Annotated in this window: 9 protein-coding genes; 4 read left to right on the forward strand and 5 right to left on the reverse strand. The window is 71.9% G+C overall.

Annotation, left to right across the window (positions count from 1 at the left end; all coding sequences use genetic code 11):
- Positions 1-349 precede the first annotated feature (349 nt).
- The 3 genes from ACFQVD_RS05215 (at position 350) to ACFQVD_RS05225 (ending at position 6,744) form a co-directional block, all read left to right on the forward strand.
- Entirely contained in the window at positions 350-1,390 is a 1,041-nt protein-coding gene (locus tag ACFQVD_RS05215; RefSeq protein WP_343966073.1) for a hypothetical protein, read from the forward strand.
- Between the two features lie 137 nt (positions 1,391-1,527).
- Positions 1,528-2,715, forward strand: coding sequence for a DUF6716 putative glycosyltransferase (locus ACFQVD_RS05220; protein ID WP_343966075.1), 1,188 nt, complete (start codon positions 1,528-1,530; stop codon positions 2,713-2,715).
- A gap of 597 nt (positions 2,716-3,312) precedes the next feature.
- Positions 3,313-6,744 carry an amino acid adenylation domain-containing protein gene (locus ACFQVD_RS05225; protein ID WP_343966077.1) on the forward strand — a complete coding sequence of 1,144 codons (3,432 nt, stop codon included), beginning with the start codon at positions 3,313-3,315 and terminating at the stop codon, positions 6,742-6,744.
- 45 nt (positions 6,745-6,789) lie between these two features.
- Here the strand turns inward: ACFQVD_RS05225 and ACFQVD_RS05230 are convergent, their stop codons facing one another.
- The 5 genes from ACFQVD_RS05230 to ACFQVD_RS05250 all read right to left on the reverse strand — a co-directional run bounded on the left by ACFQVD_RS05230 (position 6,790) and on the right by ACFQVD_RS05250 (position 13,719).
- Positions 6,790-8,079 (reverse strand): polysialyltransferase family glycosyltransferase, encoded by a 1,290-nt coding sequence (locus ACFQVD_RS05230; protein WP_343966079.1) that lies wholly within the window; start codon positions 8,077-8,079, stop codon positions 6,790-6,792.
- Positions 8,076-9,005, reverse strand: coding sequence for a glycosyltransferase family 2 protein (locus ACFQVD_RS05235; RefSeq protein WP_343966082.1), 930 nt, complete (start codon positions 9,003-9,005; stop codon positions 8,076-8,078). The genes ACFQVD_RS05230 and ACFQVD_RS05235 overlap by 4 nt, the downstream gene beginning before the upstream one ends.
- 310 nt (positions 9,006-9,315) lie before the next feature.
- The gene (locus ACFQVD_RS05240) at positions 9,316-11,484 is read right to left on the reverse strand and encodes an N-acetylneuraminate synthase family protein (protein WP_343966084.1); all 2,169 of its coding nucleotides are present in this window, start codon (positions 11,482-11,484) and stop codon (positions 9,316-9,318) included.
- A 64-nt stretch (positions 11,485-11,548) separates the two neighbouring features.
- A complete protein-coding gene (locus ACFQVD_RS05245; RefSeq protein ID WP_343966086.1) occupies positions 11,549-12,511 on the reverse strand; it encodes an alpha/beta hydrolase in 963 nt (320 codons plus the stop codon).
- A 161-nt stretch (positions 12,512-12,672) separates the two neighbouring features.
- The gene (locus ACFQVD_RS05250; protein WP_343966088.1) at positions 12,673-13,719 is read right to left on the reverse strand and encodes a LacI family DNA-binding transcriptional regulator; all 1,047 of its coding nucleotides are present in this window, start codon (positions 13,717-13,719) and stop codon (positions 12,673-12,675) included.
- 159 nt (positions 13,720-13,878) lie between these two features.
- Between ACFQVD_RS05250 and ACFQVD_RS05255 the strand changes: the two genes are divergently transcribed.
- Positions 13,879-15,147, forward strand: coding sequence for a sugar ABC transporter substrate-binding protein (locus ACFQVD_RS05255; protein WP_343966090.1), 1,269 nt, complete (start codon positions 13,879-13,881; stop codon positions 15,145-15,147).
- Positions 15,148-15,173: the final 26 nt, after the last annotated feature.

Here is a 15,173-nt window from a genome sequence, read left to right on the forward strand (position 1 = left end):
CTGACCTGGGATGATATGTCGTGATCCGAGAGGCTCGCCGGCGAGAGCGTTCGACTCCAATTACTTAGAACAAACATTCGATGGTAAAAAGTATGGAGCGAGTGCGTCCCTCTACCCCAAAAGCCCGAACGAGGCTCGGCGACCGCCGGTGGGAGGGCGAGCCCTCGGCTCCCAGCCGGATCGGGAGCCGGCCGTGTCCTCGACGGGCTTCCGATGACGAACTCCCGATCCGGTGATACGCCGGCGCCTTGATGTCCTGAGGTTCGGAAAGGCCGCGCGAGCACGCGTGGGCGGCTGTTCACCCGTGGTTCCCCGGCGCTTAAGGCCACCGGGTTAGCTTGGGTCAGTCGTGAACGGGTCATCACCCGGCGTGGAGGACGGTCGAGACCACGCGCGGGATCAGGGTTCGGCCATCGCCTGGGTGGAATCCCCGCTGCAGATGCTCTGCGCCGTGGAGGCCCACCACGCGGGGCTGCTCGGTGCCCGCAGCCACCTCGTGCCCAGGGCGAGCCTCCGCCCGCTGGCCGCCACCGGGCGCGAGCTCGGGCGTCTCACCCTGCCGCCGGGCCTGGAGCTCACCGCCGCGCGGCCGGACATGCCCAGGCCGCGCCGGGGCGTGACCTGGGTGGTGGGCGACGCATTCTCCGGCAAGGTCCAGTTCCGCTGGCTCACCGGGCGTCCCGGTCGCATCGTGATCGTCGACGACGGGCTGGCCACCATCAGGCTTCTGGAACTGCTCGTCGGCCACGTGGGTACGCCCCTGCTGAGGGCCCGGGGGAAAGCGGGACGGCTCAGAACCGCCCTCGGCGCGGCGGCCGGGCTCAGGTTGCGCGCCGCGGCCCGCTCGGGGCGGCTGTCGATCTTCACGGCGCTGCCCGTTCCGGCGGACCTGGCGAAGGCCGTACGGGCGAGAGGGGCCGAGCTGGTCACCCACGACTTCGCCTGGCTGCGGTCGCAGCCGCTGCGCGTGCCCCGTCCCAAGGAGCTCACGGTCGTCCTCGGCACCTCGCTGGTCCGCAACGGCCTGATCCACCGCGACCACTACCTCGGCTGGCTGGCCGCTCTCGGCTCGGCCGGGCCGGTGGCCTACTTCCCGCACCGCAGGGAGGACCCCCACGATCTCGTCAGGGTCGGGGAGCAGCCCGGCATCACCGTCTACGGCGGCGGGGTCCCCGCCGAGATGACCCTGCGCGGGCTGGCCGCCGGGCAGCGGGTACTGAGCCTGCCGTCCACCGCGGTCACCTCCCTGCGGGTCCTGCTCTCGGCCAGGGGCGTCCCGGTCGAGACGGTGGACGTCCCGGACGAGTGGTGGACGGGGGAGGCGGCCCCCTCGCTCCGCTCCCACCTGTCGATGTTCGCCCATCACGACACGGGAGCCACCGGGGCATGACCTCGTGAACTCGTGACCCCGCGGCCGGAGGCCGGCGGCGTGCCGCCCAGGGACGCGAGCCGTGCCGGGTCCGCCCATGTGAAATCGGATATGAAGCGGGGGATTCCCGTTGGAGGTTCTCGTTGAAGGTCCTGGCCGTGGCCGACTCTGACTCCTACCTGAAGTGGGCGGCCTGCCTGCTGCGGGACCTGCCCTCGGGATGCACGAGGGAGCTGGCGGTCATCCGCACCCCCATCACCCCGTCCCCGGGGCAGATCAGTGCCGCGGTCGCGGGCTCGGCGGCGGATCCGCCCGTGCTCTCGGCCCGCGCGCTGCGCCGGGCCGCCGAGCGGTTCGGGCCCGACGTGGTGCTCGCCGCCTGCACGGGGCCCGTGGTGGACGTGCTGGTCGGCGAGGTGCTGGCCGGGTTGCGGCCGCGGCCGGTGTTCGTCTCGGGCCTGCCGGGCATCTCCGTCCCCGCCACCGAGAAGGCCTGGCTGTTCCGCAGCGGATGCGAGCTGTTCGTGCTGCACAGCGGGCGGGAGGTCGAGGAGTTCTCGGCGATGGGCCGCGAGCTGGGCGGGGGCGGCCAGGTGGGGCTGGCCCGGCTGCCGTTTCTGCGAGGTCAGGAGGAGGTCGCCCGCATCGGGCCGCGGGACCGGGTGGTGTTCGCCACCCAGGCCAAGGTGCCCAGGCGGAGGCAGGAGCGCGAGAGCGTCCTGCTCGCCCTGGCCGAGCTGGCCGGGCGGCGGCCGGATCTGGACGTCGTCGTCAAGCTCCGTGCCCTGGACGGCGAGCGGCAGACCCACAACGAGCGTCACCACTACCAGCGCCTGTGGCAGTCGCTCGTGGCGGAGGGCAGGGTGCGCGCCGGGACCGTGCGTTTCGCGGCGGGGCCCATGCACGAGCACCTGGCCCACGCGGCCGGGTTCGTCACCGTCAGCTCGACCGCCGCGCTGGAGGCGATCGCCCAGCAGGTGCCCCTGCTGGTGCTGTCGGACTTCGGGGTGGGCGCCGAGATGATCAACCTGGTCTTCGAGGGCAGCGGCCTGCTCGGCACCCTCGACGATCTTTCCGCGGGGCGCTTCCTGGAGCCGGACGCCGCCTGGTGCAGGGACAACTACTTCCATCCCGGTGACGAGAGCGACTGGGTCTCACGGATGGTCTCCCTGGTCGGGCAGGCACGCTCGGGGCGCCTCGTCCCTGCCAGGTCCCTGCTCGACGGCCCCGAGTACGCCGCCGCCCGCCGTCGCGCCCGGATGCGCGTGGAGGTCCCGCCGAACGTGCTGCGCGCCGGCTACCGCGCCAAGCGCCGGATGCGCCGCTACCTGAGGGCGCTGGGCTAGCCGTACGGCCCGGAGAGGTCAGGTGCGCGGCCGGCGGGTGGTCGGCCGTTGAGGGCGGTGTGGCCGCGGTGATGACCGTGGTCGTGTGGCCGCCGCGGAAGTGCTCGGTGGTGTTCGGTCTCCGAGGCCGGGTCGCCGGGTCGCCGGAGCGGCGGTGGCCGTCGGAGGCGAGGGCGGTGGCGTGCTGCCCGGCGGCCCGGTAGTGGCCGCGCGGCGGGTACGGCCCGCGAGACGGCGGTTCGCGGGCCTCGCCGTGCCGGCGGGGGCAGGGTTTCCGGCGGGAATTCGCGCCGCCCGATTGTGCGGCACGGGTCCGCAAGATTAAGTTAGGTCAGGCTAACCAAACTTTATTTAGGTTAGCCTACCCGAATAATAATCTGCCCTGTGGTCGCCCGGAGGTCTCCAGATGTCCCAGCGTCCTTCCCCCTCCCCCCGGTGGGCCGGCGGAGGTTCCTTCGGGGGAAGCGGCCGTCGGCGCGGGCCTTCTCCGCACCGCCTGTGGAGCCACGACCGCCGACGCTGCTTCGGCCTCCTCGCGGAGCGCGACCGTACCCCGGCCCGTCCACGCCATCGAGCAAGCAAAGGACACCTCACTTCATGCTGACGATCGACGATCTCCGGCAGATGGCCACCGAGTTGCTCGGTCCAGGCACCACCCCGCCAGGCGACCACGAGGATCTGATCGCCTTCGGACTGGACTCGATCCGATTCATGCAGATCGCCAACCGCTGCCGGCAAGCCGGCTTGACCGTCGGCTTCGGCGACCTGGCCCGTACCCCCACCCTGGCCGAATGGGCACGCCTGATCGCTCCCTCGCCCGGCTCCGCCTCCGAACCCGAGCCCGAATCCGGACCGGCCCCGGTGCTCGTGGACGCGAGCGATGCGTTCCCGCTGGCCTCGATGCAGCACGCCTACTGGGTCGGCCGGGGCGGATCGGCCGACCTCGGCGCGGTCGCCGCCCATCTCTACACCGAGTTCGACGGCCACGGCGTCGACCCGGCCAGGCTCGGTGCCGCGGTCGCCGCGCTGGCCGACCGGCACCCGATGCTGCGCGCCCGCATCACCGACGACGGCCGGCAGGTGATCGAAGCATGGAGCCGAGGGGAGGAGCTGGAGGTTCTCGACCTGCGCGAGGCCCCTCCGCAGGAAGCCGAACGCCGCCTGGCGGAACTGCGCGACCAGCTCTCCCACCAGCTCCTCGACGTGGCCGCCGGGCGCATGTTCGACATCAGGATCACCCTGCTGCCCGGCGGCGGCACCCGGGTACACGTGGACGTCGACATGCTCGCCGCCGACGCCCGCAGCTACCGGGTGCTGCTGTCCGACCTGGTCGCCCTGTACCGGGACCCCGCCGCGCGGCTTCCCGAGATCGGCTGCACCTTCGCCGGCTACCAGGCGGTCCGCAGCGCCCAGCGCCCGGCCGAGCGCGACGTCACCTGGTGGCGCGAGCGGGTGCCGAACCTGCCCGGTGCGCCGGCCCTGCCCCTGCGCGCCGACTCCGCGGAGCCCGACCGGGTCACCCGGCTGCACCACTGGCTCTCTCCGGCCGAGCGCGACCGGATCACCACCTTGGCGCGCGCCCGTGGCCTCACCCCCGCGGTCGCCGTGGCGACCGTGTTCGCCGAGGTCGTCGGGGCCTGGAGCGGTGAACCGCGGTTCCTGCTCAACGTGCCGCTGTTCGACCGCCGTCCGCTGCACCCGGATGTGGACAACCTGGTCGGTGACTTCACCAGCTCGATCATGCTGGAGGTGGACCTGACCGAGCGGCGCACCTTCGCGCAGCGGGCCGCCCAGGTCCAGGAACGCATGCACGAGGCCGCGGCGCACTCCTCCTACACGGGGCTGGACGTCCTGCGCGACCTGGCCCGCGAGCAGGGCGCGCCGGTGCTGGCCTCCGTGGTGTTCACCAGCGCCCTGGATCTGGGCGAGTTGTTCGGCCCCGAGGTCGAATCCTGCCTGGGCGAGTCGGTGTGGATCGTCTCCCAAGGGCCGCAGGTGCTGCTCGACGCGCAGATCACCGAGTTCCACGGCGGGCTGCTCGCCAACTGGGACGTACGCGCCGGGGCGTTTCCCGACAATCTGCCCGAGGACATGTTCGCCGCCTTCCGCACGCTGCTGGCCAGGATCGGCGACCCCGAAGCCTGGGACGAGCCCGTCGGGCCACTGCTGCCCGCCGCCGCCCTGAAGGTCCGGGCCGAGACCAACGACACCGACGGTCCCCTGCCCACCCTCCCGCTGCACCGGCTCTTCTTCGACCAGGCCGCCCGCACCCCGCAGGCGCCCGCCCTGCTCGGCCCCGGAGGGCCGGTCGGCTACGGCGAGCTGGCGGAACAGGCCCTGCGGGTGGCGGGGGCGCTCCGCGCGCACGGCGTACGCGACGGCGACCCGGTCGCGATCCGCCTGCCCAAGGGCCCCGAACAGGTGGTGGCCGTCCTCGGCGTGCTCGCCGCCGGGGGCCACTACGTGCCGATCGGCGTCGAGCAGCCGCAGGCCAGAGCCGAACGGATCACCGTCCGGGCCGGGGCCGCCGTGGTACTCGGCCAGAGCCTGCCCTACCGGGACGCGGTGAGCTGGCCGGAGCCGCTGGCCGAGCCGGCCGCGACCGCACCCGAGGCGATCGCCTACGTGCTGTTCACCTCGGGATCGACCGGCGAGCCGAAGGGCGTGGAGGTCTCCCACCTGGCCGCCGCCAACACCGTCGCCGATCTCGCCGACAGGTTCGCTCTAGGCCCGGCCGACCGGACGCTCGCGCTGTCGGCGCTCGACTTCGACCTGTCGGTCTTCGACATCTTCGCGCCGCTGTCCACCGGCGGCGCCGTGGTCACCATCGGGGAGGAGGCTCGCCGTGACGCCGCCTCCTGGGTGCGGGAGGTGCGCGCGCACCAGGTGAGCGTGCTCAACTGCGTGCCGAGCCTGCTCGACATGCTGCTGACGGCCGCCGAACGCGACCCGCTCGGCCCGAGCCCGCGTGCGGTCCTGCTCGGCGGCGACCGGGTCGGCGTCGACCTGCCGGCCCGGCTCGCCGCCCAGGTGCCCGGCTGCCGCTTCGCCGGTCTGGGCGGCACCACCGAGACCGCGATCCACTCCACCTTCCAGGAGGTCACCGCAGGCCGCGTCCCCGTCGGCTGGACCAGCGTCCCGTACGGCACGCCGCTGCGGAACGTGCGCTGCCGGGTGGTCGACGCCCAAGGCCGGGACTGCCCCGACTGGGTGCCCGGGGAACTGTGGATCGGCGGCGCGGGCGTGGCGGACGGCTACCGCGGCGACCCCGAGCGCACCGCCGACCGGTTCGTCTCCCTGGGCGGTGTGCGCTGGTATCGCACCGGTGACCGGGCCAGGTACTGGCAGGACGGCACGATCGAGTTCCTCGGCCGCGCCGACCACCAGGTGAAGATCCGTGGTTTCCGGATCGAACTCGGCGAGGTCGAGGCGGCCCTGGGCGCCCACCCCGCCGTGCGCCAGGCCACCGCCCTGGTCCTCAGGACCGGCGCACCGCGGCTGCACGCCGTCGTGGCCGCGGCCGGCGGCCTCACCGAGGAGGAGATCACAGCGCACGCGGCCGAACGGCTGCCCGCGCACATGATCCCGGACCGGGTGGTCGTCGTCGACGCGCTGCCGCTGACCGGCAACGGCAAGGTGGACCGCCGTGCGCTGGCCGCCCTGGTCACCGCCCGGGCGCAGGCCCCCGGGCAGGCCGAGCCGGTCACCGCGCTGGAACGGGTGGTCGCCCTCGTCTGGGCTCGGGCGCTCGGGCTGGAGAAGGTGGGCAGAGACGACGACTACTTCCTGCTCGGCGGCGACTCGGTGCTGGCCACCGTGATCGTCGGCAGACTACGGGACGCGCTGGACACCGACGCGGTCTCGGTTCACGACGTCCTGCGGTACCCGACGGTGGCGCGGCTGGCCGCCCAGGTCCATGACGACCGCACCGCTCAGGTCGCCGAGATCTACCTGGAGATCGAGGCGATGACCGACGACGAGCTCGACGGTGAGCCGGGCGTCGGGGAGACGGGGGCGAGCCGTAGCTGATCTGGGACCGGTGGCCCGGAGGCGCCCCGACACGGTGCCTCCGGCTCAGGGGGACGTTCTCGACAGGCGGCTGCGGAGCCTGCCGAGAGGGCTCCGTTCCCGGGGGGCGGCGACCGGGGCGGGGGCCGGGGCGGTGATCAGCTCCAGGGCGGTGAGCCGCCGGTGCTTGAAGTAGCGGTCGGGACCGCAGGTCCGGAGGTAGGCCGCGGCCTGCTCGCGCAGCCCCGGATACGCCTCGCTCCGCATGCAGTAGCCGACCGCGCCCACCAGGGCGGAGAGGTCCACCGGCGGGGGTTCCCACAGCGAACCGTCCGTCGACAGGCGGGGCAGCAGGGCGTCGGTGATGGTCGCCGGGATCCGGTTGCTGTTCTCGTACGGGGAGAGCCGCTCCAGGATCAGCTCGCCGCCCACCGTCGCCACCGGGAGTCCGAAGTACCGTCCGGCGGTGATCAGAGCGGTGGAGAAGCAGCCGACCACGAGCTCGGGCCCGCGGGTGGCGAAGCACGACTCCGCCGGGACGGTCTCCGCCACCACGTCCAGCTCGACGCCCAGCTCGGCGGCCGTCTCGCGCAGCCGCCGGGCGTGCCGCCGCCCGGCGGCCGGGTGCGGCTTGAACAGCACGCGCGAAAACCCCCGGGCGACGAGGCCGCGCAGCATGTCGGCGTGGAGCTCCGCCTCCTCCTCGGAGGTGAGGATGCCGAGGGCGGACAGGTACTGGCCGAGGATCATCGCCCGGCCCGAGGGCGGGTCGTCGGCCCGATGGCCGACCACGTCGAGGAAGGCCCGGTCGGGAAGAGGTTCGGCGGGCACCCCGTACTCGGAGAGCAGCAGCGGCCGAAGACCGGGCACCAGGTCGAGATGGAGCAGGCGGGTGATCCGCCCGTGGATCTCCTGCGGCAGCGGGTCGCGGGTCGGGCCGTAGCTCATCAGGCCGTCGGAGTAGACCGAGATCGGGCAGTCCCTGACCAGCCCGGCCAGCGTCCTGGCAGGGGGAACCACGACGGATTCCAGAACCAGCTCGGCGGGCCCGGCCCCCAGGGACAGGTGCGAGCGGAGCAGGCGGCCCAGCATCGGCACCTCGACGACGCGTGCCTTCCAGTCCGCCGGATGCAGCGGGGCCACGATCTCGTTCCACGAGTGGATCTCGTCGAAGCGCGGACGCAGCGTGGCGAAGCCCGGGGTCTCGTCCAGAGCCGGGGTGATCTCCGGGATGGCCGCGTTGTTGGAGACCAGCAGGATCCGGCGCCCCCGGCGGGGACCGAAACGGCCGTCGTCGATCGCCGCCGCCAGCGTCATCGCGCCGAACAGGGTCGAGGCGTAGAACAGCTGCGTCATCGGCGCTCCAGGAGATCGAACAGGATCTGATCGCGTTCGGGGTCCAGGGCGGTCCCGGCGAGCAGGTCGGCGGGGAACCGCCTCAGCGCCGTGGCACCGCGCTCCTCGAAGCGGGCTCGAAGCTCGGGGGAGAGGCGCTCGCCCAGCTCCAGGTGGTGGGCCAGCAACGCGCGGAAGGTACGCACCGCCTTGGGCACGAACTCCTCCTCCAGGTCCGCGAAGACCAGGTCGAAGGCGTCGAAGAAGTGCAGTTGCCTGGCGTCGCCGGTCCGCGTCAGCGAGCCCGCCACCATCCGCCGGTAGAACAGCCCGGCCAGTGACACCACCGCGAACGAATCCGCGTCGCGGTGCAGCCGCCAGATCCACGGCCTGTCCTCGGCGGTGTGCAGGTGCCCTGGGAAGGTCAGCAGGTCGCCGAGGTCCCGGCGGTAGATTCCGGCCCAGGCGTAGGGGTAGTCCACCATGGTCTTGGCGTGATCGGGCAGGATGTGGTCGCGCGGCTTCAGCACCACCTCGCGGGTGGCGAGCGGGGCCCGGTGGATCGTCCGCTTGCGGCCCTCCACCTGTACGTGGTCGACCCGGACGAAGTCGCAGTCCAGCCGCTCGATCGCGCCGACCAGGTCCCCGAGATATCCGGGCGCGAGCCAGTCGTCGCCGTCCATGAACGTCAGGTAGCGGCCGGAGGCCAGGGAGATCCCGAGGTTACGCGCGTCGGCCAGTCCGACCGGGGCGTCGTTGCGGACCACCACCAGACCGGGCAGATCACGGCAGAAGTCCTCGATGATCTGCCCGGTGGCGTCCACCGACCCGTCGTCCACCACGATGAACTCGAAGTCCCGCCGCGCGTTCCTGGCCAGCGACGCCAAGGCGTCCCCGACGTAGCTCTCCGCGTCCCGCACCGGAACCACCACCGACAACTTGATCAACTTCGCCCTCCCATCCCGAACTCAGATGAACGAACCAAGAGGCCCATGTCGAACCCCCTCGCCTTGTCCTCCGGGGGACTCCCCGTGAGGCCGCGCCGGCGACCGGACCGAGGAGCCCTCTGGGGGCGTGCCCCAAGCTCCCCCTTGAGGGACTCCCCGTGAGGCCGCGCCGGCGACTGGACCGAGGAGAGCGGGGTCGCGAGGAACGAGCGGCCCCGGTCGACGAGGGAAGGAGCCGGACAAGAGCGGCCTCACCGCGACGCGCAGCGTCGCAGTCAACACAGCGTCGCCATCGACACAGCGTCGCCATTCACACACCAACGCGGCGGAGACGGGACTTGGGCGCCTGCTCGCCCGGGAAGACCCGCTTGACGCCGTCGCCCAGGGCGGTCTCGATGATGCGGATGTCACGGACCAGGTGCTCAAGCCCGGCGGGCTCCAGCGAGGCGGCGTGGTCGGAGCCCCACATGGTGCGGTCGAGCGTGATGTGCCGCTCCACGGTCACCGCGCCCAGGGTCACCGCGGCGAGCGAGATCTGCAGGCCGCGCTCGTGGCCCGAGTAGCCGACCGGCACGCCGTACCGCTCCTGGAGTGTGGTGATCGTGCGGAGGTTGGCCTCCTCGGGGGGAAGGGGGTAGGTGGAGGTGGCGTGCATCAGCACCAGCTTGGAGGTGCCGAGCAGCTCCACCGCCCGGTCGATCTCCTCCAGTGTGGACATGCCGGTGGACAGGATGATCGGCTTGCCGGTCGCGGCGAGCGCGCGGAGCAGCTCCAGGTCGGTCACGCTCGCCGAGGCGACCTTGTGGGTGACCACGTCCATGGACTCCAGGAAGTCAACGGACGGTACGTCCCACGGCGAGGCGAACCAGTGCAGACCCCGCTTCCGGCAGTGCTCGGCGATCTGGGAGTACTCGTCCAGGCCGAACTCGGTCCTGAGCTTGTACTCCATGTAGGTCATCTCGCCCCACGGCGTCTGCCGGATCTGGTCGCGCTGCTCCAGCGGCACGCAGATCTCCGGTGTGCGCTTCTGGAACTTGACGGCCTGACAGCCCGCCTCGGCCGCCACGTCGATGAGCCGACGCGCGATGTCCAGGTCGCCGTTGTGGTTGATGCCGATCTCACCGATCACGTAGACCGGCTGTCCGGCGCCGATCAGCGCGTCGCCGATCTGGACGGGCCTGGCGACCGGGGCGAGCCTCAGTTCGGCGCGGGGCGGGGTCCCTCCGGTGACCTTCTCGTCCGCCGGGCGGGCCGCGAGGACCCGGTCGCACAGCTCCCGTACGGCCCCGGCCCCGCCGGGCCTGGTCAGCACGGTCCTGGCGGCGGCGCGGACCTTCGGGTGGGCGTCGGGGACGGTGACGGGCCAGCCGACGTCGCTCATCGGGCCCAGGTCGTTGACGTCGTTGCCGACGTAGGCGACGCGGGCCGGGTCGATTCCCTCGATGGCCAGCCAGTCGCGCAGCACGGTCCGCTTGTCGGTCAGGCCCTGCAGGACGGGCACGCCGAGCTTGCGGGCGCGGGCCGCGACCACCGGGTTGTGCTCGGTGGACATGATCATCAATTTGACGCCGGAGCTGCGCAGCAGTGAGATGCCCATGCCGTCGGAGCGGCTGACCGCGACCATCTCGCGGCCGTCCTGGTCGACGTAGGCCCGGTCGTCGGTGTGCACGCCGTCGAAGTCGGTGATCACCGCGTCCACGTCGATCGGCTCGGGCCGGTCCACGAACGGTGCCAGCGCCCGTACGATCTCCAGGTCCTCGGGGGTGTCCACCTCGACGGCGTGGTGAGGGGAGACCCGCTGCACGGCGACGGCGCCGAAGAAGCGGTGGCCGTGCTCGCGCAGACCCTCGGCGCGCATCACGTAGAAGGCGCCGGTCTCGCGGAACTGCGGTTCGCGGTCCTGGCGGCGCGGCCGGTGGGAGGGGTCGTGGTTGACGCCCGCGCCGTTCACGCTCCACAGGAACTCGTGCGTCTCCAGCCCGGAGAACACCACGTCGGCGCTGCCGTCCAGGACCTTGGCGATGGCACCGTCCAGATCGGCGGGGTCGATGAACGCGCTGGTGCACTGCACCAGGATGACCACGTCGGGGACGTCGGGGGTGTGGTCGAGCGCGTGCAGCACCGCGGACTCGCTGGAGGCGGTCCCGCCGCTCAGCTCCTCCGGCCGGTCGATCACGGTCGCGCCCGCGGCGCGGGCCACCTCGGCGATCCCGGCGTGGTCGGTGCTGACCACGACCTCGTCGACCAGCTTGGCCCGCACACAGGCCCGTACCGCGCGGGCGACCAGGGGACTGCCGCCCACCGGGGCCAGGTTCTTCAGGGGAACGCCCACCGAACCTCCGCGGGCGGGGACAACGGCCAGGACTCGCAAGGTGGCTCCTCGTGACATACGACAAACGCCCCTGAACTGGGGTGTTTGACGAACGCTAGTCACGGGGGTGACCGGCCAGGGGTGCCTGAGCTGAACGCCCAGAGTCATCAGCCTTAACTTTCGGCGCCCCGGCACCCGGGTGGGCACACCTCCGAGAAGGTGTCCCAGGTCGTCAGGGAGCGGCGCCGATGGAGCCCATCAGCATGGGGAGCGCGCGTTCGAGGCCGCGGCTCCAGTAGGGCCAGCTGTGGGTACCGGGACCGTAGAAGTCGACGGTCACGTCGACGCCGTTGGCCCTGGCCCGCTCGGCGAAGGTCACGGCCTGGCCGAGCAGGGCGGCCTCGCCCTCGTCGCGCTGCTCGGAGGCGCCGTCCAGCGGGCCGGGGGAGCCGTCGCCGCTGGAGACGAAGAGCCGTACCCCGCGCAGCGCGCCGGTGAGATCGGCAGGGTTGTGGGCGGCCCACTCGGGGTCTCGCGGGGGACCCCAGAGCTTCGCGGAGTCCTCACCGTTCCGGTCGAGCAGCCAGTCGACGCCGCCGTTGCCGTCGCGGGTGTGCAGCACCCCGGAGAAGGAGGCGGCCGCCTGGAACATGCCGGGATGGCGGGCCGCGTACGACATGGCCCCGAACCCGCCCATGGACAGTCCCGCCACCGCCCGCCGGTCCCCGGCGCCGTAGTCGCGCTCCAGGATCCGCCGTACCTCGGTGAGGTGGAAGGTCTCCCAGCCGGGGCCGTCGCGCCAGTCGGAGTAGAAGCCGACGGCGCCGCCCTCGGGGATGACCACGATCGCCCGATAGCCGGAGGTGAGGCTCGCGGCCTCCCCCTTGGTGACCCAGGTGTCGTAGTCGGACTGGCAGCAGCCGTTCAGCAGGTACAGCACCGGCCACGGACCCGAGTCCGGCGTCCAGCCCTCGGGCAGCAGGACCCGGACCATGCCCTCGCGGCCGAGCGCGGTGGAGGTCACGGTGAGCTCGTGGTCGCGGCCGCCCAGCTTCTTCACCGCGACGGCGGGGGTTCGCGAGGACCCGCTGTCACGGCTGCCGGGCGAGGACGGCGGCAGCAGTGCCATCAGCACCGCCACGACCGCCACGGCGGCCAGCAGGAACACTCCCAGACGTACAGCTGTGCGGTTCACGCCGCCAATACTCCCGCTTCCCGCCGATCACGTGAAGCCCACTCGACGCGTCGAGGGCCGGTGGGACGGACAAAGTTCCCCGCGAACGGGGGCACAGGCCACTTTTGCGACGGGCAGCGGCGGCGGGTACGTCATGATCCACCGGGCCGTCCGGCGCCGGCTCAGAGAACCGGGCCCGATGGAGCGTTCCGGTCAGGGGAGGCCCATCGGGCCCGAGTGGACGCGCGGACCACGAGTTCGGGCTGGAAGAGGTACTCGGCGGCCCTGGCGGGGCGCCCCTTGATCTCGTCGAGCAGGGCGCGTACGGCCGCGACCCCCATGGCCTGCACCGGCTGGCGGACCGTGGTGAGCGGCGGGTCGGTGAAGGACATGAGCGGGGAGTCGTCGGCGCCCACGACCGAGACGTCCTCGGGCACCCGCAGACCGTGCCGCCGTACCGCGCGCACCGCGCCCAGCGCCATCAGGTCGCTGCCGCAGACCAGGGCGGTGGCGCCCCGCCGCACCAGCAGGGACGCGGCGCTCTGACCGCCCTCGACGTCAAAGGGCGACAGTTCGACCAGGTCGTCGGTGTCGTGCCCCAGGCCGAGTTCCCGCAGCGAGGCACGGAATCCGGCGAGCCGCCGCTGGACCGTGGAGTAGCGCAACGGGCCGCTGAGGAACCCGATGCGACGGTGGCCCAGTTCGACGAGGTGGCGCGCGGCGATACGGCCCGCGGTGACGTCGTCGCAGGAGACGCAGGGAACGCCGAGGCCCGGGATGTCACCGTTGACGAACACGATGGGCAGCCGCCGCCGCCTGAGGCCGTGGTAGCGGGAGCGGTCGATGGTCGTGTCGGCGTGCAGCCCGGAGACGAAGAGAATGCCGGAGACGCCACGGTCCAGCAGCATCCCGACGTATTCGTCCTCACCGGCCCCCTCGGGGGTCTGTGTGCACAGGACCGCGGTGTACCCGTGGCGTGCCAGTCCCGTCTCGATCACCTGGGCGAAGAACGGGAAAACCGGATTCTGTAACTCGGCGGTGATCAGCCCGACCAGCCCTGAGCTTCGCGGGCGCAACCCGTTCGGACGCTCGTAACCGAGCACGTCCATGGCGGTGAGCACCGCGCTCCTGGCCCTCGGGCTCACTCCGGGGCGCTCGTTGAGCACCCGGGAGACCGTCGCCTTGCTGACCCCGGCCTGCCGGGCGATCTCGTCGAGTCGTGCCGCCATGGTCAGTGATTGTGGATCAGCTTTCTGAAACTCTGCAAGACATCCTGAAACATTGCCGCAATTTCCTGCAACACATTCCAGGCTGGATGAACCCTCTGTTAACTTCGGCGCACATCACGGTGCACCCCCTGAAAACCCCCTCCCACCTGGAGCTCAAGCGTGCGCAGACCCATGAAGACCCTTGCCGGAGCCCTCGCGCTCGGCCTTGTTCTGACCGCCTGCGGTGGAAACACACAGGCGCAGGGGCAGCCCTCCTCGGCTCCGGTCGCCGCAGGCGACACCACCCTGCTCATCTGGGCCGACCAGATGCGCTCGGACACCCTCAAGCCCTTCGCCGAGGCCTTCGCCAAGGAGAACGGGATCAAGGCCGAGGTCGTCGTCGTGGCCCAGAACCAGCAGCAGACCTTCACCACCGCCTCCCAGGCGGGCAAGGGCCCCGACGTGGTCGTCGGCGCGCACGACTGGATCGGCAACCTGGTGCAGAACGGCCTCATCGACCCGATCCAGATGACGGAGGACCAACTCGCCGGGTACGTGGACGTGGCCCGCAAGGCCGTCACCTACGACGGCCAGGTGTACGGCGTGCCGTACGCGGTCGAGAACCTGGCGCTGTTCCGCAACACCGAGCTGGCGCCGGAGGCCCCGGGAAGCTTCGACGAACTGGTCGAGACGGGCAAGAAGCTCAAGGCCGCGGGGAAGGTCGAGCAGATCGTCGGCTATCCGGTCAGCCAGCAGGACGGCCAGTCCGGCGACACCTACCACCTGTACCCGCTCTACACCTCGGCGGGCGCCCACCTGTTCGGCACCACCCCGAGCGGCGACCCCGACCCGTCCCAGCTGGGTGTGGGCGAGAAGGAGTCCGTCGAGGCCTTCGAGCGGATCGCCAAGCTCGGTGAGAAGGGGGAAGGGGCGCTCAAGCGCTCCTTCACCTCCGACAACTCGGCGGCCGCCTTCAACGAGGGAAAGACCGCGTTCATGGTCGCCGGGCCGTGGCGGCTGGCCGACGCCCGCAAGGCGGGTGTGAAGTACGACGTCACCCCGGTGCCCGGTTTCAAGGGGGCCGAGCCCGCCAAGCCGTTCGTGGGCGTGCAGTCCTTCTTCGTGGCGAGCAAGGGCGGGAACAAGGCGATCGCCCAGGAGTTCGTCACCGGCACCCTGGCCTCGGCCGAGGTGGCGCGGGCACTGTTCGACGCCGAGCCGCGGATGCCCGCCCTGAACGAGGCCCTGACGTACGCGGCGGGCAAGGACCCCGATGTCGCCAAGTTCCAGGCCGCCGCGGAGAACGGCACGCCGCTGCCCGCGATCCCGCAGATGGTGGCCATCTGGGGGCCGTTCAACACGCTCATCCACGCCGCGGTGAAGGGCGAGCCGGTGCCTCCGGCGGTCGAGGCGGCCGCCAAGGCCATCGCCGAGCAGCTCGAGCAGTGAACACGAGACGACTCCGGAGCGGGGAG

Source organism: Streptosporangium amethystogenes subsp. fukuiense (assembly GCF_042665875.1).
In the GTDB taxonomy this organism is placed as follows: Bacteria; Actinomycetota; Actinomycetes; order Streptosporangiales; family Streptosporangiaceae; genus Streptosporangium; species Streptosporangium fukuiense.